The sequence below is a fragment of the Pseudomonas sp. R4-35-07 genome (genome assembly GCF_003852235.1).
Taxonomy (GTDB): Bacteria; Pseudomonadota; Gammaproteobacteria; order Pseudomonadales; family Pseudomonadaceae; genus Aquipseudomonas.
Window position 1 is genome coordinate 982,952 of the sequence record NZ_CP027732.1, and the last position, 20,946, is coordinate 1,003,897.

20 protein-coding genes and 1 pseudogene are annotated in these 20,946 nt (G+C 60.5%); 14 read left to right on the forward strand and 7 right to left on the reverse strand.

Annotated elements, in window-relative coordinates:
* The first annotated feature begins 173 nt into the window (after nucleotides 1-173).
* The 6 genes from petA to C4J89_RS04365 all read left to right on the forward strand — a co-directional run bounded on the left by petA (nucleotide 174) and on the right by C4J89_RS04365 (nucleotide 4,867).
* Nucleotides 174-767 (forward strand): ubiquinol-cytochrome c reductase iron-sulfur subunit, encoded by a 594-nt coding sequence (petA, locus tag C4J89_RS04340; protein ID WP_034118089.1) that lies wholly within the window; start codon nucleotides 174-176, stop codon nucleotides 765-767.
* Entirely contained in the window at nucleotides 767-1,978 is a 1,212-nt protein-coding gene (locus tag C4J89_RS04345) for a cytochrome bc complex cytochrome b subunit (RefSeq protein ID WP_003171746.1), read from the forward strand. The genes petA and C4J89_RS04345 overlap by 1 nt, the downstream gene beginning before the upstream one ends.
* Nucleotides 1,978-2,757 carry a cytochrome c1 gene (locus tag C4J89_RS04350; RefSeq protein ID WP_057724540.1) on the forward strand — a complete coding sequence of 260 codons (780 nt, stop codon included), beginning with the start codon at nucleotides 1,978-1,980 and terminating at the stop codon, nucleotides 2,755-2,757. Before C4J89_RS04345 ends, C4J89_RS04350 begins: the two co-directional genes overlap by 1 nt.
* Before the next feature lie 147 nt (nucleotides 2,758-2,904).
* On the forward strand, nucleotides 2,905-3,522 hold the full coding sequence (locus C4J89_RS04355; protein ID WP_124361287.1) for a glutathione S-transferase N-terminal domain-containing protein: 618 nt from the start codon (nucleotides 2,905-2,907) through the stop codon (nucleotides 3,520-3,522).
* A 17-nt stretch (nucleotides 3,523-3,539) separates the two neighbouring features.
* A complete protein-coding gene (locus tag C4J89_RS04360) occupies nucleotides 3,540-3,959 on the forward strand; it encodes a ClpXP protease specificity-enhancing factor (RefSeq protein ID WP_124361288.1) in 420 nt (139 codons plus the stop codon).
* Nucleotides 3,960-4,117: 158 nt separating this feature from the next.
* A complete protein-coding gene (locus C4J89_RS04365; RefSeq protein WP_016971564.1) occupies nucleotides 4,118-4,867 on the forward strand; it encodes a FadR/GntR family transcriptional regulator in 750 nt (249 codons plus the stop codon).
* Between the two features lie 25 nt (nucleotides 4,868-4,892).
* Here the strand turns inward: C4J89_RS04365 and C4J89_RS04370 are convergent, their stop codons facing one another.
* Nucleotides 4,893-5,087 carry a hypothetical protein gene (locus C4J89_RS04370; RefSeq protein ID WP_124413856.1) on the reverse strand — a complete coding sequence of 65 codons (195 nt, stop codon included), beginning with the start codon at nucleotides 5,085-5,087 and terminating at the stop codon, nucleotides 4,893-4,895.
* 249 nt (nucleotides 5,088-5,336) lie between these two features.
* Nucleotides 5,337-6,194, reverse strand: a pseudogene (locus C4J89_RS04375) (phospholipase); the annotation flags it as partial.
* Between the two features lie 234 nt (nucleotides 6,195-6,428).
* On the opposite strand from C4J89_RS04375, the gene kdgD reads away from it, so the two are divergent.
* The 5 genes from kdgD to C4J89_RS04400 all read left to right on the forward strand — a co-directional run bounded on the left by kdgD (nucleotide 6,429) and on the right by C4J89_RS04400 (nucleotide 13,084).
* Entirely contained in the window at nucleotides 6,429-7,340 is a 912-nt protein-coding gene (gene kdgD, locus C4J89_RS04380) for a 5-dehydro-4-deoxyglucarate dehydratase (RefSeq protein WP_057724545.1), read from the forward strand.
* A gap of 54 nt (nucleotides 7,341-7,394) precedes the next feature.
* A complete protein-coding gene (locus C4J89_RS04385; RefSeq protein WP_124361291.1) occupies nucleotides 7,395-8,840 on the forward strand; it encodes an aldehyde dehydrogenase family protein in 1,446 nt (481 codons plus the stop codon).
* Nucleotides 8,841-9,024: 184 nt separating this feature from the next.
* Nucleotides 9,025-10,389 (forward strand): MFS transporter, encoded by a 1,365-nt coding sequence (locus tag C4J89_RS04390; RefSeq protein ID WP_124413857.1) that lies wholly within the window; start codon nucleotides 9,025-9,027, stop codon nucleotides 10,387-10,389.
* Between the two features lie 10 nt (nucleotides 10,390-10,399).
* Nucleotides 10,400-11,953, forward strand: a complete 1,554-nt coding sequence (gene garD / locus C4J89_RS04395; protein WP_124413858.1) for a galactarate dehydratase — start codon at nucleotides 10,400-10,402, stop codon at nucleotides 11,951-11,953.
* 189 nt (nucleotides 11,954-12,142) lie between these two features.
* Nucleotides 12,143-13,084 (forward strand): AEC family transporter, encoded by a 942-nt coding sequence (locus C4J89_RS04400; RefSeq protein ID WP_124361294.1) that lies wholly within the window; start codon nucleotides 12,143-12,145, stop codon nucleotides 13,082-13,084.
* Nucleotides 13,085-13,100: 16 nt separating this feature from the next.
* Here C4J89_RS04400 and C4J89_RS04405 read toward each other — a convergent pair whose 3' ends face one another.
* The 5 genes from C4J89_RS04405 to gatC all read right to left on the reverse strand — a co-directional run bounded on the left by C4J89_RS04405 (nucleotide 13,101) and on the right by gatC (nucleotide 17,947).
* Nucleotides 13,101-14,156 carry a calcium/sodium antiporter gene (locus C4J89_RS04405; RefSeq protein WP_164487610.1) on the reverse strand — a complete coding sequence of 352 codons (1,056 nt, stop codon included), beginning with the start codon at nucleotides 14,154-14,156 and terminating at the stop codon, nucleotides 13,101-13,103.
* Between the two features lie 50 nt (nucleotides 14,157-14,206).
* Entirely contained in the window at nucleotides 14,207-14,578 is a 372-nt protein-coding gene (locus C4J89_RS04410; RefSeq protein ID WP_124413859.1) for a septal ring lytic transglycosylase RlpA family protein, read from the reverse strand.
* A 157-nt stretch (nucleotides 14,579-14,735) separates the two neighbouring features.
* Nucleotides 14,736-16,181, reverse strand: coding sequence for an Asp-tRNA(Asn)/Glu-tRNA(Gln) amidotransferase subunit GatB (gene gatB / locus C4J89_RS04415; protein WP_124406282.1), 1,446 nt, complete (start codon nucleotides 16,179-16,181; stop codon nucleotides 14,736-14,738).
* A gap of 10 nt (nucleotides 16,182-16,191) precedes the next feature.
* On the reverse strand, nucleotides 16,192-17,643 hold the full coding sequence (gene gatA, locus C4J89_RS04420; RefSeq protein ID WP_124413860.1) for an Asp-tRNA(Asn)/Glu-tRNA(Gln) amidotransferase subunit GatA: 1,452 nt from the start codon (nucleotides 17,641-17,643) through the stop codon (nucleotides 16,192-16,194).
* Between the two features lie 16 nt (nucleotides 17,644-17,659).
* Nucleotides 17,660-17,947, reverse strand: coding sequence for an Asp-tRNA(Asn)/Glu-tRNA(Gln) amidotransferase subunit GatC (gene gatC, locus C4J89_RS04425; RefSeq protein WP_005784804.1), 288 nt, complete (start codon nucleotides 17,945-17,947; stop codon nucleotides 17,660-17,662).
* A 210-nt stretch (nucleotides 17,948-18,157) separates the two neighbouring features.
* Here gatC and mreB point away from each other — a divergent pair, with 210 nt between their 5' ends.
* The 3 genes from mreB (at nucleotide 18,158) to mreD (ending at nucleotide 20,917) form a co-directional block, all read left to right on the forward strand.
* Nucleotides 18,158-19,195, forward strand: coding sequence for a rod shape-determining protein MreB (gene mreB / locus C4J89_RS04430; protein WP_002555108.1), 1,038 nt, complete (start codon nucleotides 18,158-18,160; stop codon nucleotides 19,193-19,195).
* 169 nt (nucleotides 19,196-19,364) lie between these two features.
* On the forward strand, nucleotides 19,365-20,429 hold the full coding sequence (mreC, locus tag C4J89_RS04435) for a rod shape-determining protein MreC (protein WP_256681776.1): 1,065 nt from the start codon (nucleotides 19,365-19,367) through the stop codon (nucleotides 20,427-20,429).
* On the forward strand, nucleotides 20,429-20,917 hold the full coding sequence (gene mreD / locus C4J89_RS04440) for a rod shape-determining protein MreD (protein ID WP_124361299.1): 489 nt from the start codon (nucleotides 20,429-20,431) through the stop codon (nucleotides 20,915-20,917). The genes mreC and mreD overlap by 1 nt, the downstream gene beginning before the upstream one ends.
* Nucleotides 20,918-20,946: the final 29 nt, after the last annotated feature.

Genomic DNA, 20,946 nt, shown 5'->3' on the forward strand with positions numbered 1-20,946 from the left:
TTGCCACATCCACAGACCCCCTATACTACAAGGCCTGGGGGTGGTGGCCCGGGCAATTCCCTTGTCATCCGTGGGGCTTTTCATTACCATCCGTCAAAATTTTTATAAGTAAAGATTCAACACTTAGTAGACGCCTGATTTAACAGGCCAAAAAGCTGATGGGAGAGGACTGAATGAGCAATGACGGCGTGAATGCAGGCCGGCGTCGCTTCTTGGTAGCAGCCACATCCGTGGTGGGTGCTGCAGGAGCGGTGGGGGCTGCGGTCCCGTTCGTGGGGTCATGGTTTCCCAGTGCCAAGGCGAAAGCCGCAGGTGCACCGGTGAAGGTGAATGTCAGCAAGATCGAGCCAGGGCAGCAGATGATTGCTGAATGGCGCGGCCAGCCGGTATTCATTGTTCGTCGTACCGAGGAAATCCTGGGGAATCTGAAAAAGATCGAAGGCCAGTTGTCTGACCCTAAATCCGAGAATTCCGACCAGCCCGCCTACGCCAAGAACGAAGTGCGTTCGATCAAGCCAGAGATTCTGTTGCTGGTAGGTCTGTGTACCCACCTGGGTTGCTCACCCACCTTTCGCCCGGAAGTCGCCCCTGTCGACTTGGGCAAGGACTGGGTCGGCGGTTATTTCTGCCCGTGTCACGGTTCCCATTACGACCTTGCCGGCCGTGTCTACAAGTCTCAGCCCGCGCCCCTGAACCTGCCGGTTCCTCCGCATACCTACGAAACTGACGACCTCATTGTCATTGGCCTCGATAAGGAGAACGCGTGATGAGCAAGTTCATGGATTGGGTGGATGCGCGTTTCCCCGCCACCAAAATGTGGGAAGACCATCTCAGCAAATATTACGCGCCAAAAAACTTCAACTTCTTCTACTTCTTCGGCTCCCTGGCACTGCTGGTGCTGGTCAACCAGATCGTCACCGGTGTGTGGTTGACGATGAGCTACACGCCGTCTGCGGAAGAGGCGTTCGCCTCCGTCGAATACATCATGCGTGACGTCGAGTACGGCTCGATCCTGCGCCTGCTGCACTCCACCGGCGCGTCGGCGTTCTTCATCGTCGTCTACCTGCACATGTTCCGTGGCTTGCTCTATGGCTCGTACCAGAAGCCGCGCGAACTGGTGTGGGTGTTCGGCATGCTGATCTACCTGGCGCTGATGGCCGAAGCGTTCATGGGCTATCTGCTGCCGTGGGGCCAGATGTCGTACTGGGGTGCCCAGGTGATCATCTCGCTGTTCGGGGCGATCCCGGTGATCGGCAACGACCTGACCCAGTGGATCCGTGGCGACTACCTGATCTCCGGCATTACCCTGAACCGCTTCTTTGCCCTGCACGTTGTCGCCTTGCCGATCGTGATCCTGGGCCTGGTGGTGCTGCACATCCTGGCGCTGCATGAAGTGGGCTCCAACAACCCGGATGGCGTGGATATCAAGAAGCATAAGGATGAGAACGGCATCCCACTCGATGGCATTCCATTCCACCCTTATTACACCGTGAAAGACATTGTCGGCGTGGTCGTGTTCCTGTTCGTGTTCTGCTCGATCGTGTTCTTTTTCCCGGAGATGGGTGGTTATTTCCTCGAGAAGCCTAACTTCGAACAAGCCAACGCGTTCAAGACGCCCGAGCACATTGCCCCGGTCTGGTACTTCACGCCGTTCTACGCAATCCTGCGGGCGATCCCCGACAAACTCATGGGCGTGATCGCCATGGGCGCGGCGATCGCGGTGCTGTTCGTGCTGCCGTGGCTGGACCGCAGCCCGGTCAAGTCCATGCGCTATAAGGGTTGGCTGAGCAAGATCTGGCTGTGGGTGTTCTGCATTGCATTCGTGATCCTGGGTGTGCTGGGCGTATTGGCGCCGACCCCTGAGCGCACGTTGCTGTCGCAGGTCTGCACCTTCCTGTACTTCGCCTACTTCATTCTGATGCCGTTCTACACCCGGCTCGAGAAGACCAAACCGGTTCCGGAAAGGGTGACTGGCTGATGAAAAAATTATTTGTTGCATTAGTGCTTGCGGCCCTGCCGCTTCTGTCTTTGGCTGCCGAGCATGGCGCGGAACTGGAAAAGGTCGACATCGACGTCGCCGATAAAGCCGCTTTGCAAGATGGTGCACGTACCTTTGCCAACTACTGCATGGGCTGCCACAGCGCCAAGTTCCAGCGCTACGAGCGGGTTGCCGATGACTTGGGCATCCCCCATGAGTTGATGCTGGAGAAACTGGTATTCACCGGAGCCAAGATCGGCGACCACATGAACATCGGCATGAAACCGGCAGACGCCAAGGCCTGGTTCGGTGCAGCACCGCCCGACCTGACCCTGGTGGCGCGCGTGCGTGGCACCGACTGGCTCTATGGCTACCTCAAATCCTTCTACGAAGACCCCGCCCGCCCTTGGGGCGTGAACAACAAAGTGTTCCCGAACGTCGGCATGCCTAACGTTCTGGTCGGCCTGCAGGGGCGCCAAGTGGTAGGATGCAAGCAAGTCCAGGTCGTTGAAGACGGCAAGAAGCAATATGATCCGTTGACCGGCACGCCGCTGACCCATGAAGCGTGCGATCAACTGACCATCGTGCCCAAGACCGGTACGCTGAATGAAGAGCAGTTCGACGAGAAGGTCAAGAACCTGGTGACCTTCCTGGCCTACTCGGCCAACCCGGTCAAACTGCAGCATCAGCGCATCGGTACCTACGTCTTGCTGTACCTGGCTTTCTTCTTCGTATTCGCCTATCTGCTCAAACGCGAGTACTGGAAGGATGTGCATTGATCCAACCGTAAGCAATTGCTGTTAATCTTGCGCGCCCAGCGGCATCTCTGAACACGTAGCGTCGGTTGTTCCAGACGTTACAGAGATGCTCCCTGGGCGCGCTCGTTTTTGAGCTTCCGATAATTTCAACAAGCGAGGAGGACCGCCATGGGCGTGACCAACCGGTTGGCCTGTTACTCCGACCCCGCCGACCACTATTCCCACCGAGTACGCATCGTGCTCGCAGAGAAGGGTGTCAGCGCCGAGATCATCAGTGTGGAAGCGGGCCGTCAGCCGCCGAAACTGATCGAAGTGAACCCTTACGGCAGCTTGCCCACCCTGGTCGATCGTGACCTGGCGTTGTGGGAGTCAACCGTGGTGATGGAATACTTGGATGAGCGTTACCCGCATCCGCCTTTACTGCCGGTGTACCCGGTGGCGCGCGCCAACAGCCGCCTGCTGATCCATCGGATTCAGCGTGACTGGTGCCGGCTGGTGGATGTGATTCTGGATTCACGCAGCAAAGAGCCGGCCCGTGTCGTGGCGCGCAAGGAATTGCGCGAAAGCCTGACCGGCGTTTCGCCGCTGTTCGCCGACAAGCCTTTTTTCCTCAGTGAGGAACAAAGCTTGGTGGATTGCTGCCTATTACCCATACTCTGGCGCTTGCCGATTATGGGCATTGAACTGCCGCGGCCTGCCAAGCCGCTGCTTGATTACATGGAGCGCCAGTTTGCGCGTGAGGCTTTCCAGGCGAGTCTGTCTGGTGTCGAACGCGATATGCGCTAAGGCTTAAGGAGCCGCTGATGAACTCCAGTCGACCCTACCTGGTCCGCGCGCTCTATGAGTGGATTGTGGACAACGATTGCACCCCGCACATGCTGGTCAATTCCGAATTTCCTGCGGTGCAGGTTCCGCAGGGTTTTGCCAGTGACGGACAGATTGTATTGAACGTATCGCCCAGTGCCGTGCGCCACCTGCACATGGACAACGAAGCGGTCAGCTTCGAAGGGCGTTTCGGCGGCGTGCCGCATACGCTGTTTGTGCCGATTGGCGCCATCCTCGGGATTTATGCCCGTGAGAATGGCCAAGGCATGGTGTTCGATCTGGAGTCGCCTTTCGAGGATGACGAAACGATCGAAGGCGAAGGCGGCGATGATGTGCCGCCACCTGATAACGAGCCACCGCGCCCTACGGGCCGGCCGAGCTTGAAAGTGGTGAAGTAAGCGGCTGTTGCCTTCGGGCGAGCCTGAAAAATGCCTCGGCGGTTGCCGGGGCTTTTTTTTGCCTGCCGCGCAGAAGTGAAAGTCTCGACAGGAACGGTGATCGTACAACCGCCATGGGCTATGATGCGTCTTCAGTTCGCCGAGAAAGATGATCCATCATGGAAAACGCCAACGCCGCCCCACGTCTGCCCCGCAAGCGCCGCAGCCTTGCCCAGGAATTGGTCACGGTGTTGTCCGAACAAATCCGCGACGGCCAGCTCAAGCGTGGCGACAAGCTGCCCACTGAGTCGGCGATCATGGATGCCCATGGTGTGAGTCGTACCGTGGTGCGCGAGGCCATCTCGCGCTTGCAGGCGGCGGGGCAGGTGGAGACGCGTCACGGTATCGGTACGTTTGTATTGGACACGCCAAGCCCGAGCGGTTTCCGGATCGATCCGGCCACCGTGGTGACGTTGCGCGATGTGTTGGCGATTCTGGAGTTGCGTATCAGCCTGGAAGTGGAATCAGCAGGCCTGGCTGCCTTGCGCCGCAGTGACGAACAGCTGGCGGCGATGCGTGCGGCCCTCGATGCCTTGAATGAAAGCGCGGCCCACGCGGGTGATGCGGTGGCGTCAGACTTTGCGTTCCACCTGGAAATAGCGCTGTCCACCGGCAACCGTTATTTCACCGACATCATGACCCACCTGGGCACCAGCATCATTCCGCGTACCCGCCTGAATTCGGCGCGTCTGGCCCATGATGACCAGCAGCATTACATGGGACGTTTGAGCCGCGAACACGAAGAGATTTATGAGGCGATCGCGCGCCAGGATTCGGACGCGGCGCGTGCGGCCATGCGGTTGCATTTGACCAACAGTCGGGAAAGGCTGCGCCATGCCCATGAAGAGGCGGAGGCGCAGCGTGGGTAATTCAGGCTGAATTGACGTGATCGTTTCAGGCGAGGTCAAAGTCGATTTGGATCACAACGCCTCCATTGATACGGAAGTTCTTGGCTACGACCTCCAGAGCTGGATCATCATCAAGTTGAATAGTGTCTCCGATGTTTGGCAGGTCGACAGCGTCAATGTTAAGAGTTTCCGATTTAGATTTGTTCGAGCGGGATTTAAAGGTGCACTTTTTAGTAGTCATGATATGCCTCACTTATTTTAGGATGAGTGATGGCCTCCAAGGTGTCTACGCCTCTTTTGCTAAAGACGTAACCCGGCGGTCGAATGCAAACTACTGGCAGTTGATTCACCTGCGATACTGTCAGAAATGACAGTGGCGACAAACGGTCCCATGCGCGCGTCTGCACACATATGGGATTTCGGTTAGCTCAAGGCTGCGGATTGTTCGGCTTGTAGTCCCTCAACAACAAATACGTGCTCCACCCCCACCCGCGTCAATGGCGTCGAAGTAGCGTTTATCCCCATAAGCGTGCCACTGATCTCCCAGGGCATTGCGCACCTTGAGCCCGAACTTGCTGTCTTCATCGTGCATGAAACGGCTGATCAGCGAGCCCAACTCACCGGGCGTTACCTCCGCCGCCAATTGCTTGCGCGGGATCCGCAGGTGACCAGCGGAGAATAGGTCGGTTAAAAAGTGATCAGCAAAGCTGTTCATGGCATACGCCAGTTCCAGGGCTTGGTCGGTGCCGGTCTGGTGAGCCACCACGGCTTGTTGCAACGCCGCCGTATGCCCAGCCAGATAAGCCGACAGCGCCCATTCGCCAAAGTGGTCGGCATTGTCCGCCGCCAGTTTCAGGTAGCGGCCCAACGGGACTAGCGCCGAAATCGCACTGCCCCCACCGGTGATGCGGTTCCATTCTTCAGACAACGTATCGCCCAAGGCGTCGTAAGCTTCATGGGGCTGCTTGCCATCCTTTATTGCATGCTTGACCGCGGAGATCTCCTTTTGCATCACCGCGAGGATCTTGTGTGCTTCTTCTCGCGAAGCGGGCAGCACGGCCAGCGAGTTGAAAGCGGCAGTAAAGCGCTGCACGCGCTCGGCCGGGGAGGTGCCATCGCTGATGGGCTGGCCGGGGATGCCATAGAAATCGCCGCCCAGGGCGATCACTTGGCCATAGGTAAGCGCCAAGCCGTTGGGTAGGTGCAGTTCGACTTGGCGCGCGGGGATCGCCGGTGCGTCATTGACGAAGCGCAACAGGGTGTCATCGCCGGTGGCAGTGTGTTCACCGCCTTCGAAACGTAGGGTAGGCGGTTTTTTTTCGGGTGCTGCGAGTTCAAGACCTGACATGTTAGCTCCTTGCTATGTCGTAGGAGTCTTTCGTGATAACTGTATATAAATACAGTAATAGCGAGATTAGAAGAAAAATTTCCTACGTCAAGAAGGCAGGTCTTAACACCGTGCGGATGAAGTTTGATGATTTGCAGTTGACGAATCTTTTTATAGTTGTACGATGACGTACGACATAATTTAAACCAACAACAACGCTTTCCTCAGAAAGTCTTCGCCCAGGGTGTTCGAATAATGAATCCACAAGAACTGAAGTCCATCCTCTCCCACGGTCTGCTGTCTTTTCCGGTGACCGATTTCAACGCCCAGGGTGACTTTCACCAGGCGGGCTATATCAAGCGTCTGGAATGGCTTGCCCCATACGGCGCCACCGCGCTGTTCGCTGCGGGCGGCACCGGTGAGTTTTTCTCCCTGGCCGCCAGCGAATATTCCCAGGTTGTGAAGACCGCTGTTGATACCTGCGCCACCAGCGTGCCGATTCTTGCCGGTGTCGGCGGCGCGACCCGTCAGGCCATCGAGTACGCTCAAGAGGCCGAGCGCCTGGGTGCCAAGGGCCTGCTGCTGCTGCCGCACTACCTGACTGAAGCCAGCCAGGACGGGGTTGCCGCCCACGTTGAAGCGGTGTGCAAATCGGTCAAGATCGGCGTGGTGGTGTACAACCGCAATGTCTGCCGCCTGACCGCGCCGCTGCTCGAGCGCCTCGCCGAGCGTTGCCCGAACCTGATCGGCTACAAGGATGGCCTGGGTGACATCGAGTTGATGGTGTCGATCCGCCGTCGTCTCGGCGACCGTTTCAGCTACCTCGGCGGCCTGCCGACCGCAGAGGTTTATGCCGCTGCCTACAAGGCTCTGGGCGTGCCGGTGTACTCCTCGGCGGTGTTCAACTTCATCCCGAAAACCGCGATGGATTTCTACCACGCGATTGCCAAGGATGATCACGCCACTGTCTCCAGGATCATCGACGATTTCTTCCTGCCCTACCTGGACATCCGTAACCGCAAGGCCGGTTACGCCGTGAGCATCGTCAAGGCGGGTGCGAAGATCGCCGGCTACGACGCCGGCCCGGTGCGCACCCCGCTGACCGACCTACTGCCGGAAGAATACGAAGCCCTGGCCGCGCTGATCGACAAGCAAGGCGCGCAATAACTTATCAACAAGGCCGCTGAGCAATCAGCGGCCTTTTGCGTCAGGAGAAGATTCGTGTCCCAAGCAAAACGTTTCGAGAACTACATCAACGGTGAATGGGTTACCGGCACCGACTACTGCACCAATATCAACCCGTCGGACCTTTCCGATGTGATTGGCGAATACGCCAAGGCCGATGTCGCCCAAGTCAACGCCGCTATCGAGGCCGCCCGCGCCGCATTTCCGGCCTGGTCCACCTCCGGCATCCAGGCGCGCCATGATGCGCTGGACAAAGTCGGCAGCGAAATCCTCGCCCGCCGCGAAGAACTCGGCACCCTGCTGGCTCGGGAAGAGGGCAAGACCCTGCCCGAAGCCATCGGTGAGGTGACCCGCGCCGGTAACATCTTCAAATTCTTCGCCGGTGAATGCCTGCGCCTGTCTGGCGACTACGTGCCGTCGGTGCGCCCGGGCGTCAATGTAGAAGTTACCCGTGAAGCCCTTGGCGTGGTCGGCTTGATCACCCCATGGAACTTCCCGATCGCCATCCCGGCCTGGAAAATCGCCCCGGCCCTGGCCTATGGCAACTGTGTGGTGATCAAGCCGGCCGAACTGGTGCCCGGCTGTGCCTGGGCCCTGGCCGACATCATTTCCCGCGCCGGTTTCCCTGCCGGGGTGTTCAACCTGGTGATGGGCAGCGGCCGCGTCGTGGGCGATGTGTTGGTCAACAGCCCGAAAGTCGACGGCATCAGCTTCACCGGTTCGGTGGGCGTGGGCCGTCAGATCGCTGTCAGTTGCGTGTCGCGCCAAGCCAAGGTGCAGCTGGAAATGGGCGGCAAGAACCCGCAGATCATTCTCGACGACGCCGACCTCAAGCAGGCAGTCGAGCTGTCGGTGCAGAGCGCGTTCTACTCCACCGGCCAGCGTTGCACTGCATCCAGCCGCCTGATCGTCACCGCCGGCATCCACGACCAGTTCGTCGCGGCCATGGCCGAGCGCATGAAGTCGATCAAGGTCGGCCACGCACTCAGCAGCGGTACCGACATTGGCCCGGTGGTCTCCCAGGCCCAGTTGGACCAGGACATGAAGTACATCGACATCGGCCAGAGCGAAGGTGCGCGGCTGGTCAGCGGTGGCGGTCTGGTGACCTGCGATACCGAAGGCTACTACCTGGCGCCGACGCTGTTTGCCGACAGCGAAGCCGCCATGCGCATCAGCCGTGAAGAAATCTTCGGCCCGGTCGCCAACGTGGTGCGCGTGGCCGACTACGAGGCGGCGCTGGCCATGGCCAACGACACCGAATTCGGTTTGTCGGCGGGCATTGCCACTACGTCGTTGAAGTACGCCAACCACTTCAAGCGTCATTCCCAGGCCGGCATGGTCATGGTCAATTTGCCCACCGCTGGCGTGGATTACCACGTTCCGTTCGGTGGCCGTAAGGGGTCGTCCTACGGTTCGCGTGAGCAAGGTCGCTATGCGCAAGAGTTCTACACCGTGGTGAAAACCAGCTACATCGGCTCGTAACACGCGACACAGACTCGCATCCCTGTAGGAGCGAACTTGCTCGCGAAAAACTCAAGGGCACCGCGTGCATCCTGAATGCCCGCGTATTCGTTGACGCTTTTCGCGAGCAAGCTCGCTCCTACAGGGGGCGGCACACAACAAGACAATTACCCGCAAAAAAAATAATTAGTGGGAGTACTTCTACATGCAAGCGACCAAGCCGACCCACGTCCGCTATTTGATCCTGCTCATGCTGTTCCTGGTGACCACGATCAACTACGCCGACCGTGCAACTATTGCCATCGCCGGTTCCAGCCTGCAAAAAGACCTCGGCATCGACGCGGTCACCCTCGGTTACATCTTCTCTGCATTCGGTTGGGCCTACGTCGCCGGGCAAATTCCCGGCGGTTGGCTGCTCGACCGGTTCGGCTCGAAAAAAGTCTATGCCCTGAGCATCTTCACCTGGTCACTGTTCACCGTGCTGCAAGGCTACGTCGGTGAGTTCGGTATCTCCACGGCCGTGGTTGCGCTGTTCATGCTGCGTTTCATGGTGGGCCTGGCCGAAGCGCCTTCGTTCCCCGGTAACGCACGTATCGTCGCGGCCTGGTTCCCGACCGCCGAGCGCGGTACGGCTTCGGCGATCTTCAACTCGGCGCAGTACTTCGCCACCGTGTTGTTCGCGCCGCTGATGGGCTGGATCGTCTACAGCTTCGGCTGGCAGCACGTGTTTATCGTGATGGGCGTGATTGGCATCGTGTTCTCGCTGATCTGGCTGAAAGTTATCCACAGCCCGCGTCAGCATCCGATGATCAATGAAGCGGAGTTCAATCACATTGCGGCCAATGGCGCGATGGTGGACATGGACCAAGACAAGGGCAAGGGTAAGAAAACCGACGGACCGAAGTGGGATTACATCCGCCAGTTGCTGACCAACCGCATGATGCTGGGCGTGTACCTGGGCCAGTATTGCATCAACGGCATCACCTACTTCTTCCTGACCTGGTTCCCCGTTTACCTGGTGCAAGACCGTGGCATGACCATCCTCAAGGCGGGTTTCATCGCCTCGCTGCCGGCCATCTGCGGGTTTATCGGTGGCGTGCTGGGCGGGGTGATTTCCGATTACCTGCTGCGCAAGGGCCATTCCCTGACCTTCGCTCGCAAGGCGCCGATCATTGCCGGCCTGCTGGTGTCCAGCAGCATCATTGCGTGTAATTACGTCGACGTTGAATGGATGGTGGTGGGCTTCATGGCCCTGGCCTTCTTCGGCAAGGGCGTTGGCGCACTGGGCTGGGCGGTGGTGTCCGACACCTCGCCGAAACAAATCGCCGGCCTCAGTGGTGGCTTGTTCAATACCTTCGGTAATCTTGCCTCCATCACCACGCCGATTGTGATTGGCTACATCATCAGCACCACCGGCTCGTTCAAATGGGCCCTGGTATTCGTGGGCGCCAATGCGTTGGTGGCGGTGTTCAGCTACCTGGTCATCGTCGGCCCGATCAAGCGTGTAGTACTCAAAGAGCCGCCAGCCAAGGGCCCTGAGTTGACCAACCTAACCGAAGCGCATTCCTGAGGTTCGTGTGATGCAGTTGATTGAACATGCCGACTCGCCGCGCTCGATTCGTTTGCACGAGCGCGACAATGTAGTGATCGTGGTGAACGACCAGGGCGTCCCGGCCGGCACCGAATTCCCGGACGGCCTGGTCACTGTGGAGTTCATCCCGCAGAGCCACAAGGTGACCCTGGAAGACATTCCCGAAGGCGGCCAGATCATTCGCTACGGCCAGACCATTGGCTACGCGCTGGCGCCGATCCCGCGTGGCAGCTGGGTGCAGGAAGACCAGTTGCGCATGCCCACCGCGCCGCCGCTGGACAGCCTGCCGTTGTCCACCGAGGTGCCGCAAACCCAGGCGCCGCTGGAGGGTTTTACCTTCGAGGGCTACCGCAACGCCGACGGCACCGTGGGCACGCGCAATATCCTCGGTATCACCACCACGGTGCAGTGCGTGACCGGCGTGCTGGACCATGCCGTCAAGCGCATCAAGGATGAATTGCTGCCCAAGTACCCGCACGTCGATGACGTGGTGGCGCTGACCCATAGCTACGGCTGCGGCGTGGCGATCACGGCCACGGACGCCTACATCCCGATCCGTACCGTGCGCAACCTGGCGCGTAACCCGAACCTGGGCGGCGAAGCCCTGGTGATTAGCCTGGGCTGCGAGAAATTGCAGGCCGGGCAAGTGATGCACGACAACGACAGCTCCGTCGACCTGAGCGAGCCTTGGCTGTACCGGTTGCAGGATTCCAGCCACGGCTTTACCGAGATGATCGAGCAGATCATGGCGCTGGCCGAGGTGCGCTTGAAAAAGCTCGACCAGCGCCGCCGCGAAACGGTGCCCGCGTCCGAGCTGATCCTGGGCATGCAATGCGGCGGCAGTGATGCTTTTTCCGGCATCACCGCCAATCCGGCGCTGGGTTATGCGTCAGACCTGTTGTTGCGTGCCGGGGCCACGGTGATGTTTTCCGAAGTGACGGAAGTCCGTGACGCTATTTACCTGCTGACGTCTCGGGCGCAGAGCAAGGAAGTGGCCCAGGAGCTGGTCAGGGAAATGGACTGGTATGACCGTTACCTGGCCAAGGGCGAAGCGGATCGCAGCGCCAATACCACGCCGGGCAATAAGAAGGGCGGGTTGTCGAACATCGTCGAGAAGTCGTTGGGCTCCATCGTCAAATCCGGCAGCAGCGCGATCAACGGCGTGCTCGGCCCTGGCGAGCGCGTCAAGGGCAAGGGCCTGATTTTTTGCGCAACCCCGGCCAGTGACTTTGTGTGCGGCACCTTGCAACTGGCGGCGGGCATGAACCTGCACGTGTTCACCACCGGGCGTGGCACACCTTACGGGCTGGCGATGGCGCCGGTGGTGAAGGTGTCGACACGCACCGAGCTGGCCCAGCGCTGGCCAGACCTGATCGATATCGACGCCGGGCGCATCGCCACCGGGCGCGCGAGTATCGAAGAGCTGGGTTGGGAGCTGTTTCACTTCTACCTGGATGTGGCCAGCGGCAAGAAACAGACGTGGGCGGAGCGGCACAAGCTGCATAACGACATCACCCTGTTCAACCCGGCGCCAATAACCTGAGACCGGGTCGCCTGCATCGGGGGCAAGTCGAATCGTCGCACCGCCCCTCCCACACTTGACCGCGTTCTAACGTTGAAATGCGGTCGAATGTGGGAGGGGGCTTGCCCCCGATAGCGGTCTACCAGGCACCATCGAGCTGTATGGCTTATCATTAGCCAACTAACGACGCTCACCAAGGTTCCCCCCGGCATGCTGGCAATCTTCCTCACCACGCTCACCATCACCGCGCCGGTGTTCGCCATGCTCTTCCTCGGTGTGCTGCTCAAGCGCATCCGCTGGATCAACGACAACTTTATCCATACCGCCTCGTCCCTGGTGTTCAACGTCACCATGCCGGCGCTGTTGTTTCTCGGCATCCTGCATGCCGACCTGCATTCGGCGCTCAAGCCGGGTTTGCTGATTTACTTTGCCGTGGCCACGCTGGTGAGCTTTGCCATGGCGTGGGGCTGGGCGATTCTGCGCTGCAAGCGCGAAGACCGCGGCATCTACACCCAGGGCGCGTTTCGTGGCAATAACGGGGTGATCGGCCTGGCGCTGGCTGCCAGCATGTACGGCGACTACGGTATCTCCCTCGGGGCGATCCTCGCGGCACTGGTGATCCTGTTCTACAACACCCTGTCGACCATTGTGCTGGCGGTGTACAGCCCGGTGATCAAGTCCGACCCATGGAGCATCTTCAAGAGTGTGGTGGCCAACCCGCTGATCATCAGCGTGTTCGTCGCGGCGCCGTTCGCCTATTTCCAGATCGGCCTGCCCGGCTGGCTGGAAAAATCCCTGCAGTACCTGGCCGACACCACCTTGCCGTTGGCGTTGATCTGCATTGGCGGCACCCTGTCTCTGGCGGCGCTGCGCAAGAGCGGCAAGATGGCATTGAGCGCGAGCCTGATGAAGATGGTCTGGCTGCCGGTGATCGCCACAGGCGGCGCGTGGCTGCTGGGGTTCCGGGGGCCGGAGCTGGGGATTTTGTTCCTGTACTTTGGCGCGCCGACGGCGGCCGCAAGCTTCGTGATGGCCAGGGCCGCCGAAGGCAATCATGAACTGGCGGCGGCGATTATCGTGATCACCACGCTGATGGCGGCGGTGACCACCAATATCGGGATCTTCGTCTTGCAGGCCGGTGGCTGGATCTAAGCTCTTTTCTGAGCGGTTATTGCGATTCCCTCTTGTGTTGGCGGTGCCAGGCGCGCAGCGACGTGAACAACAGTCCCACCCCTAACGCCGGCAAGACGTAAAACAGCATCAAGTGCTCAAGCTTGGTGGCCAAGGGCATGCCGGTGGTAAACGCCATGACATGCAGGCCATACGCCAGGTACAGCCCCAGCAACACCAGGCCTTCGGCCCGCGTGACGCGGTAGCCGGTATAGAACACCGGCAGGCACAGGACGATGGCGCCGAGCATGACCGGCAGGTCGAAGTCCAGCGCGTTGGGCGAGACCGACAGCGGCGCAGGCGCCACCAGGGCGGTGAAGCCCAGCACGCCCAGCAGGTTGAACAGGTTGCTGCCGATCACATTGCCCACGGCAATCTCGCGCTCGCCACGCAGGGCGGCAATCAACGAGGTGGCGAGGCAGGGCAGCGAAGTGCCGACGCCGATCAGCGTCAGGCCGATGACGCGCTCGGACAAGCCCAAATCGCCCGCCACCTTCACGGCCGCACCCAGCAGCAAATGCCCGGCCAGCACCAGCACCAACAACCCGCCGAGCATCAACAGCACGCTGCTCAGCCAGGGTGCCTTGGTCATGCTGGCCAGTGTGCGTGGACGACGGGAGTGGCGCGTCTGGTAGTGCAGCACGCCAAGGTAGGCCAGCAGCGCAACCAGCAGCACCAGGCCGTCGAACGGCGTCAGCGCCTCGTTGGCAGCCAGGACGAACACCAGCAGGCCGGCGACGATCATCACCGGAATATCCAGACGCACCAAATGGCGCGACACCCGTAACGGAATGATCAACGCGGACAGGCCCAGGGTGACGAGGATATTGAAGATGCTGCTGCCGATCACGCTGCCCACGGCAATATCGGTGTTGCCGGCCAGGGTGGCCTGCAGGCTGACGGCCATCTGTGGCGCACTGCTGCCGAAGGCCACGATGCTCAGGCCGATGATCAACGGCCGCACCTTGAGGCTGGCGGCCAGGCGCACTGCGGCCCGCACCAGGATTTCAGCGCCGACGATCAACAGCAGCAAGCCGCTGACCAGTTCGAGCAGGCTCCAGGGTGAGAGGGCGTTCAATCCAAAAATGCTCAAGGCTGCCTCGATCAGTTGTTCATGGCTTGCAAACGAACCCGTGCGGTGCCGCTGCCGAGCATACGCAGTTGCTCGGCGGCCTTGCGTGAAAGGTCGATCAGGCGGCCGCGGGTGTGGGGGCCGCGATCATTGATACGCACCACCACAGACCGGTTGTTGTCGAGGTTGGTCACCTTGACCTGGGTACCGAAGGGCAAGCGCCGGTGGGCGGCGGTCAGGCCGTTCTGGTTGAACGCTTCACCGCTGGCGGTGCGTTTGCCATGGTGCTTGGCGCCGTAATAGGAGGCGGTGCCGGTTTCGTCGTAGCCGTTGGGGTCGATGAGGCCGTTGGCGCAACCGGTCAGCAGGGAAAAGACAGCCAGGAGGCCGAGTAGACGCTTCATTCCAGGTATTCCCGTATCAAATGTGGGAGGGGGCTTGCTCCCGATAGCGGTGGGCCAGTCACTGATGTGTTGACTGAATCACCGCTCTCGGGAGCAAGCCCCCTCCCACAGGAGGTCCGAGTCGAGCATGGAAACTCACTCGGCTCCTTCACCGCTATCAGCCTTCGAGCTTGCTTTTGAGCAATTCGTTGACCTGTTGCGGGTTGGCTTTGCCTTTGGATGCTTTCATCGCCTGGCCAACAAAGAAGCCGAACATCTTGCCGCGCTTGGCTTCATCAGCCGCGCGATATTGTTCGACCTGCTCGGCGTTCGCCGCGAGCATTTCATCGAGCACGGCCGAAATAGCGCCGCTGTCGGTGACTTGCTTGAGGCCACGCTTCTCGATGATGTCATCGGCGCTGCCTTCACCGGCGGCCATCGCTTCGAACACGGTCTTGGCGATTTTGCCGGAGATGGTGTTGTCCTTGATGCGCAGCAGCATGCCGCCCAGTTGTTCGGCGCTAACCGGTGCTTCGTCGATTTCCAGGCCTTGCTTGTTCAACAGGCTGCCCAGTTCGACCATCACCCAGTTGGCCGCCAGCTTGGCGTCGCCGGCAATGCTCACGACCTTTTCGAAGTAGTTGGCTTGCTCACGGCTGGACGCCAAGACGCTGGCATCGTAGACCGACAGGCCGAACTGCGCCTGGAAACGTTCGCGCTTTTGCTGTGGCAGTTCCGGCAGGGTGGCGCGGATATCATTGAGGAACGAGTCCTCCAGCACCACCGGCAGCAGGTCCGGATCGGGGAAGTAACGGTAGTCGTTGGCTTCCTCCTTGCTGCGCATGGCGCGGGTTTCGTCTTTGTTCGGGTCGTACAGGCGCGTTTGCTGGATCACCTTGCCGCCGTCCTCGATCAGTTCGATCTGGCGACGCACTTCGCTGTTGATCGCCTTCTCGATGAAGCGGAACGAGTTGACGTTCTTGATCTCGCAGCGGGTGCCGAACTCGACCTGGCCTTTGGGGCGGATCGACACGTTGCAGTCGCAACGCAGCGAGCCTTCGGCCATGTTGCCGTCGCAGATGCCCAGGTAGCGCACCAGCGCGTGGATTGTCTTGACGTAGGCCACGGCTTCCTTGGCGCTGCGCATGTCCGGCTCGGAGACGATCTCCAGCAACGGCGTGCCGGCACGGTTCAGGTCGATACCGGTGGCACCGGGGAATTCTTCGTGCAGGCTCTTGCCGGCGTCTTCTTCAAGGTGCGCACGGGTCACGCCGACACGTTTGATGGTGCCGTCTTCCAGCGGGATGTCCAGGTAGCCCTTGCCGACGATCGGCAGCTCCATCTGGCTGATCTGGTAGCCCTTGGGCAGGTCCGGGTAGAAGTAGTTCTTGCGCGCGAACACGTTGTGCTGGCCGATCTGGGCGTCAATCGCCAGGCCGAACATCACCGCCATGCGCACCGCTTCCTGGTTCAGCACCGGCAGCACGCCGGGCATGCCCAGGTCGACCAGGCTGGCCTGGGTATTGGGCTCTGCGCCGAACGTGGTGGCGCTACCGGAGAAAATCTTCGATTGGGTGGCGAGCTGGGTATGAATCTCCAGCCCGATCACAACTTCCCATTGCATAGTGTTCTCCTCAGAAGCCGGTAGGGGTGCGAGTGTGCCAGTCGGTGTTCAACTGGTACTGGTGCGCCACATTGAGCAGGCGGCCTTCCTGGAAATACGGGGCAAGCAATTGCACGCCGACCGGCAGGCCATCGACGAAACCGGCGGGCATGGACAAGCCCGGCAAGCCCGCGAGGTTGGCGGTGATGGTGTAGAGGTCTTCCAGGTACTCGGCGATCGGGTCGCCGGTCTTGGCGCCGATCTTCCAGGCCGGGTTCGGCGTGGTTGGGCCGAGGATCACGTCGACTTCTTCAAAGGCTGCCATGAAGTCGTTCTTGATCAGGCGGCGGATCTTCTGCGCCTTGAGGTAGTACGCGTCGTAGTAGCCAGCCGACAGGGCGTAGGCCCCGACCATGATCCGGCGTTGTACTTCCACGCCGAAGCCTTCGCCACGGGAGCGCTTGTACAGGTCGGTGAGGTCTTTCGGGTTTTCGCAGCGATAGCCGAACCGCACACCGTCGAAACGCGACAGGTTGGAGGAGGCTTCAGCCGGGGCGATCACGTAGTAGGCGGGAATCGCGTGCTGGTTGTTCGGCAGGCTGATGTGCTTGATCACGGCGCCGAGCTTTTCCAGCTCTTTGATGCTGTTGTGCACCAAGTCGGCGATACGTGGGTCGAGACCGGCGCTGAAGTATTCCTTGGGCACGCCGATGCGCAGGCCCTTGAGCGACGTGTTCAGGCTGGCGCTGTAGTCCGGCACCGGCTCATCGATGCTGGTGGAATCCTGTTTATCGAAACCGGCCATACCTTGTAACAATATCGCGCAGTCTTCAGCCGTGCGGGCCAGCGGGCCGCCCTGATCGAGACTCGACGCGTAGGCGATCATGCCCCAGCGGGACACGCGACCGTACGTCGGCTTCAAACCGGTGAGGTTGGTGAAGGCTGCCGGTTGGCGGATCGAGCCACCGGTGTCGGTGGCCGTGGCGGCCGGCAGGAAGCGCGCGGCAACGGCGGCGGCCGACCCACCGGACGAACCGCCGGGTACGTGGTCCAGGTTCCACGGGTTTTTCACCGCGCCGTAGTAGCTCGACTCGTTGGCCGAACCCATGGCGAATTCGTCCATGTTGGTCTTGCCCAGGGTCACGGCCCCGGCGGCGGCCAGCTTGGACACTACGGTGGCGTCGTAGGGCGCCTTGAAGTTGTCGAGCATCTTCGAGCCGCAACTGGTGCGAATGCCCTGGGTGCAGAACAGGTCTTTGTGGGCGATCGGAGCGCCCAGCAGCGCGCCGTTCTCACCGTTGGCGCGACGCACGTCGGCGGCCTTGGCCTGGCTCAGGGCCAGCTCTTCGGTGAGGCTGATGAAGCTGTTGACCTTGGGGTCCAGCGCGGCGATGCGCGCCAGCAGGGTCTTGGTCAGCTCTTCGGAAGAAAATGTTTTGTCGGCGAGACCGCGGGCGATCTCGGCCAGAGTCATGTGATGCATGAAAGGCTCTTTCCCTTTAGTCGATGACTTTCGGAACCAGGTACAGGCCGTTTTCGACCGCTGGCGCGATGGACTGGTAGGCCTCGCGGTTATTGCGCTCGGTCACGACGTCTGCGCGCAGGCGCTGACTGGCTTCCAGCGGGTGAGCCAGGGGCTCGATGCCGTCGGTGTCGACGGCCTGCATTTGGTCAACCAGCCCGAGAATACTGTTCAGGGCTGCGGTGGTCTGTGGAAGATCGGCGTCATTGAGGCCAAGCGAGGCCAGATGCGCGATTTTTTCCACGTCGGAGCGTTCAAGCGCCATGGGATTCTCCAGTGGAAAACAGAACGGAAGGCGTCCGTGTGTTAGATTGTCGGAACACTACCGCATTTCTACGGTCATAAGGCCGCGATTGTGGGGGTTGGTGCACAGAAAGTCGGCCAATTTAGCACATTGGCGCCTTGCCCAAAATCCCTGTCGTTGTTAGAGTTTGCCGCACTTTTTTACCCACGCGTTGCCTAGGGTCCCTTTCCCATGTTCAAGAAACTGCGTGGCATGTTTTCCAGCGATCTTTCCATTGACCTGGGCACTGCCAACACCCTTATTTACGTGCGCGAGCGCGGTATCGTCCTGAATGAGCCATCGGTTGTGGCCATTCGGACCCATGGTAATCAGAAAAGTGTCGTTGCCGTTGGCACCGAGGCCAAGCGGATGCTCGGCCGAACACCAGGCAATATTGCTGCCATTCGTCCGATGAAAGACGGCGTGATCGCCGACTTCAGTGTCTGCGAGAAGATGCTGCAGTACTTCATCAACAAGGTTCACGAAAACAGTTTCCTGCAGCCCAGCCCTCGTGTGCTGATCTGCGTCCCGTGCAAATCCACCCAGGTGGAGCGTCGTGCCATCCGTGAATCGGCCCTGGGTGCCGGTGCCCGCGAGGTGTTCCTGATCGAAGAGCCGATGGCCGCCGCAATCGGCGCCGGCCTGCCGGTTGAAGAAGCCCGCGGTTCGATGGTGGTGGATATCGGTGGTGGTACCACCGAGATCGCCCTGATTTCCCTGAACGGTGTGGTGTATGCCGAATCCGTGCGTGTCGGCGGCGACCGCTTTGACGAAGCGATCATCACGTATGTGCGTCGTAACTACGGCAGCCTGATCGGCGAATCCACCGCCGAGCGCATCAAGCAGGAAATCGGCACCGCTTACCCGGGCGGCGAAGTTCGCGAGGTTGATGTTCGCGGCCGCAACCTGGCCGAAGGCGTGCCACGTGCCTTCACCCTGAACTCCAATGAAGTGCTGGAGGCTCTGCAAGAGTCCCTGGCCACCATCGTTCAGGCGGTGAAGAGCGCCCTGGAGCAGTCGCCGCCGGAGTTGGCTTCCGATATCGCCGAGCGTGGCCTGGTACTGACCGGTGGTGGCGCCTTGCTGCGCGACCTCGACAAGTTGCTGGCCCAGGAAACCGGCCTGCCGGTGATCGTCGCCGAAGACCCGCTGACTTGCGTGGCGCGTGGCGGTGGTCGTGCACTGGAAATGATGGATAAACACACCATGGACCTGCTTTCCAGCGAATAAGCTTGCCTGGATGGTTCATGCTCGGTCGGCAGGCAGCACTTTGCAGTGCTGCCTGCTGGCGTTTATCTTCTTCAATCTGCATCCAGGCCGGTTTGATGCCGTATGAATAAAGAGAATATTTGCCTGGGAGGAGCGGCCTATTAAACCGCTCTTCGCCAAAGGCCCCTCATTGGGCGTGCGCTTGTTGGTGCTGACCGTGCTTTCGGTCGCGCTGATGGTGGTCGACGCCCGTTTTGCGCTGCTCAAGCCTGTGCGTAGCCAGATGTCGCTGGTGTTGATGCAGACTTACTGGATCACCGACCTGCCGCAACGTCTCTACCAGGGCGTGGCCAGCCAATTCGGCAGCCGCACCGAGCTGATTGCCGAAAACGAAAAACTCAAGACCGAAAACCTGCTGTTGCAGGGCCGCATGCAAAAGCTTGCGGCCCTTACCGAGCAGAACGTGCGGCTGCGCGAGTTGCTCAACTCTTCGGCATTGGTCAATGAAAAGGTCGAAGTGGCCGAGTTGATCGGCATGGACCCCAACCCCTTCACCCATCGCATCATCATCAACAAGGGTGAGCGCGACGGCGTGGTCCTTGGCCAGCCGGTGCTCGATGCCCGTGGCCTGATGGGCCAGGTGGTTGAATTGATGCCCTATACCTCGCGCGTCTTGCTGCTGACCGACACCACCCACAGCATTCCGGTGCAGGTCAATCGCAACGGTTTGCGCGCGATTGCCAGCGGCACCGGTAACCCGGAACGCCTGGAGTTGCGGCACGTGGCCGACACCGCCGACATCAAGGAAGGCGACCTGCTGGTCAGCTCCGGCCTGGGTCAGCGCTTCCCGGCGGGCTACCCGGTGGCGACGGTCAAGGAGGTCATCCACGATTCCGGCCAGCCGTTTGCCATTGTGCGTGCCGTACCGACCGCCGCGCTGAACCGCAGCCGCTATCTGCTGCTGGTGTTCAGCGATAACCGCACCCCGGAAGAGCGCGCCAATGACGCCGCGCAGGCCCAGGAAGCGGAAGACAAGCAGAACGGCACCGCGCCGGTGATTCCCGCCACCGTGCCGAAACCGGCGTTCGTGGGGCCACCGGCGCCTGCGGTCGTACCCGCAACCGCTGCGCCTGTTGCCACACCGGCCAAGCCGGCTGCACACAGCGCACGCCCGGCGAAACCGGCGGCGACCACCGCGCCTGCCGCCAGGCCTGCGACAACCGCCCCGGCCACCACGCGGCAGAGGGAGGAATAATGGCCAGTACTCATTCGCGCAATGGCTGGATTGTCTGGCTGACCTTCGCCATCGGCCTGTTGCTCAGCGTTTCACCGCTGCCACAGTTCATGGAAATCCTGCGCCCGCTGTGGCTGGCGTTGCTGCTGGCATTCTGGTCGTTGAACCTGCCGCACAAGGTAGGCATGGTCACGGCGATGTGCCTGGGCTTGGCGGAGGATGTGCTCTATGGCACCTTGCTCGGCCAGAACGCGTTGATCCTGACCCTGATCACCTTCCTGGTGCTGTCGTTGCAGCAGCGCTTGCGTATGTTCCCGATGTGGCAGCAGTGCCTGGTGATCCTGGTGATCTTCGGCCTGGCGCAGTTGGTTCAGCTCTGGCTCAGCGCCCTGACCGGCAATCGCCAGCCTACTCTCGCGCTGGTATTGCCGGCCCTGGTCAGTGCACTGCTGTGGCCTTGGGTCAGCTTCGGCCTGCGTGGGCTACGTCGTCGCTACAAAATCAATTGACGGATTGCGAGGCTCTGCCTGGTTATCGA

Bases quoted from the DNA above. Each gene is read 5' to 3' on its own strand.
- petA (WP_034118089.1), top strand. From the start codon at position 174: ATGAGCAATGACGGCGTGAATGCAGGCCGGCGTCGCTTCTTGGTAGCA.
- C4J89_RS04345 (WP_003171746.1), top strand. From the start codon at position 767: ATGAGCAAGTTCATGGATTGGGTGGATGCGCGTTTCCCCGCCACCAAA.
- C4J89_RS04350 (WP_057724540.1), top strand. From the start codon at position 1,978: ATGAAAAAATTATTTGTTGCATTAGTGCTTGCGGCCCTGCCGCTTCTG.
- C4J89_RS04355 (WP_124361287.1), top strand. From the start codon at position 2,905: ATGGGCGTGACCAACCGGTTGGCCTGTTACTCCGACCCCGCCGACCAC.
- C4J89_RS04360 (WP_124361288.1), top strand. From the start codon at position 3,540: ATGAACTCCAGTCGACCCTACCTGGTCCGCGCGCTCTATGAGTGGATT.
- C4J89_RS04365 (WP_016971564.1), top strand. From the start codon at position 4,118: ATGGAAAACGCCAACGCCGCCCCACGTCTGCCCCGCAAGCGCCGCAGC.
- C4J89_RS04370 (WP_124413856.1), bottom strand. From the start codon at position 5,087: ATGACTACTAAAAAGTGCACCTTTAAATCCCGCTCGAACAAATCTAAA.
- kdgD (WP_057724545.1), top strand. From the start codon at position 6,429: ATGAATCCACAAGAACTGAAGTCCATCCTCTCCCACGGTCTGCTGTCT.
- C4J89_RS04390 (WP_124413857.1), top strand. From the start codon at position 9,025: ATGCAAGCGACCAAGCCGACCCACGTCCGCTATTTGATCCTGCTCATG.
- garD (WP_124413858.1), top strand. From the start codon at position 10,400: ATGCAGTTGATTGAACATGCCGACTCGCCGCGCTCGATTCGTTTGCAC.
- C4J89_RS04400 (WP_124361294.1), top strand. From the start codon at position 12,143: ATGCTGGCAATCTTCCTCACCACGCTCACCATCACCGCGCCGGTGTTC.
- C4J89_RS04410 (WP_124413859.1), bottom strand. From the start codon at position 14,578: ATGAAGCGTCTACTCGGCCTCCTGGCTGTCTTTTCCCTGCTGACCGGT.
- gatB (WP_124406282.1), bottom strand. From the start codon at position 16,181: ATGCAATGGGAAGTTGTGATCGGGCTGGAGATTCATACCCAGCTCGCC.
- gatA (WP_124413860.1), bottom strand. From the start codon at position 17,643: ATGCATCACATGACTCTGGCCGAGATCGCCCGCGGTCTCGCCGACAAA.
- gatC (WP_005784804.1), bottom strand. From the start codon at position 17,947: ATGGCGCTTGAACGCTCCGACGTGGAAAAAATCGCGCATCTGGCCTCG.
- mreB (WP_002555108.1), top strand. From the start codon at position 18,158: ATGTTCAAGAAACTGCGTGGCATGTTTTCCAGCGATCTTTCCATTGAC.
- mreD (WP_124361299.1), top strand. From the start codon at position 20,429: ATGGCCAGTACTCATTCGCGCAATGGCTGGATTGTCTGGCTGACCTTC.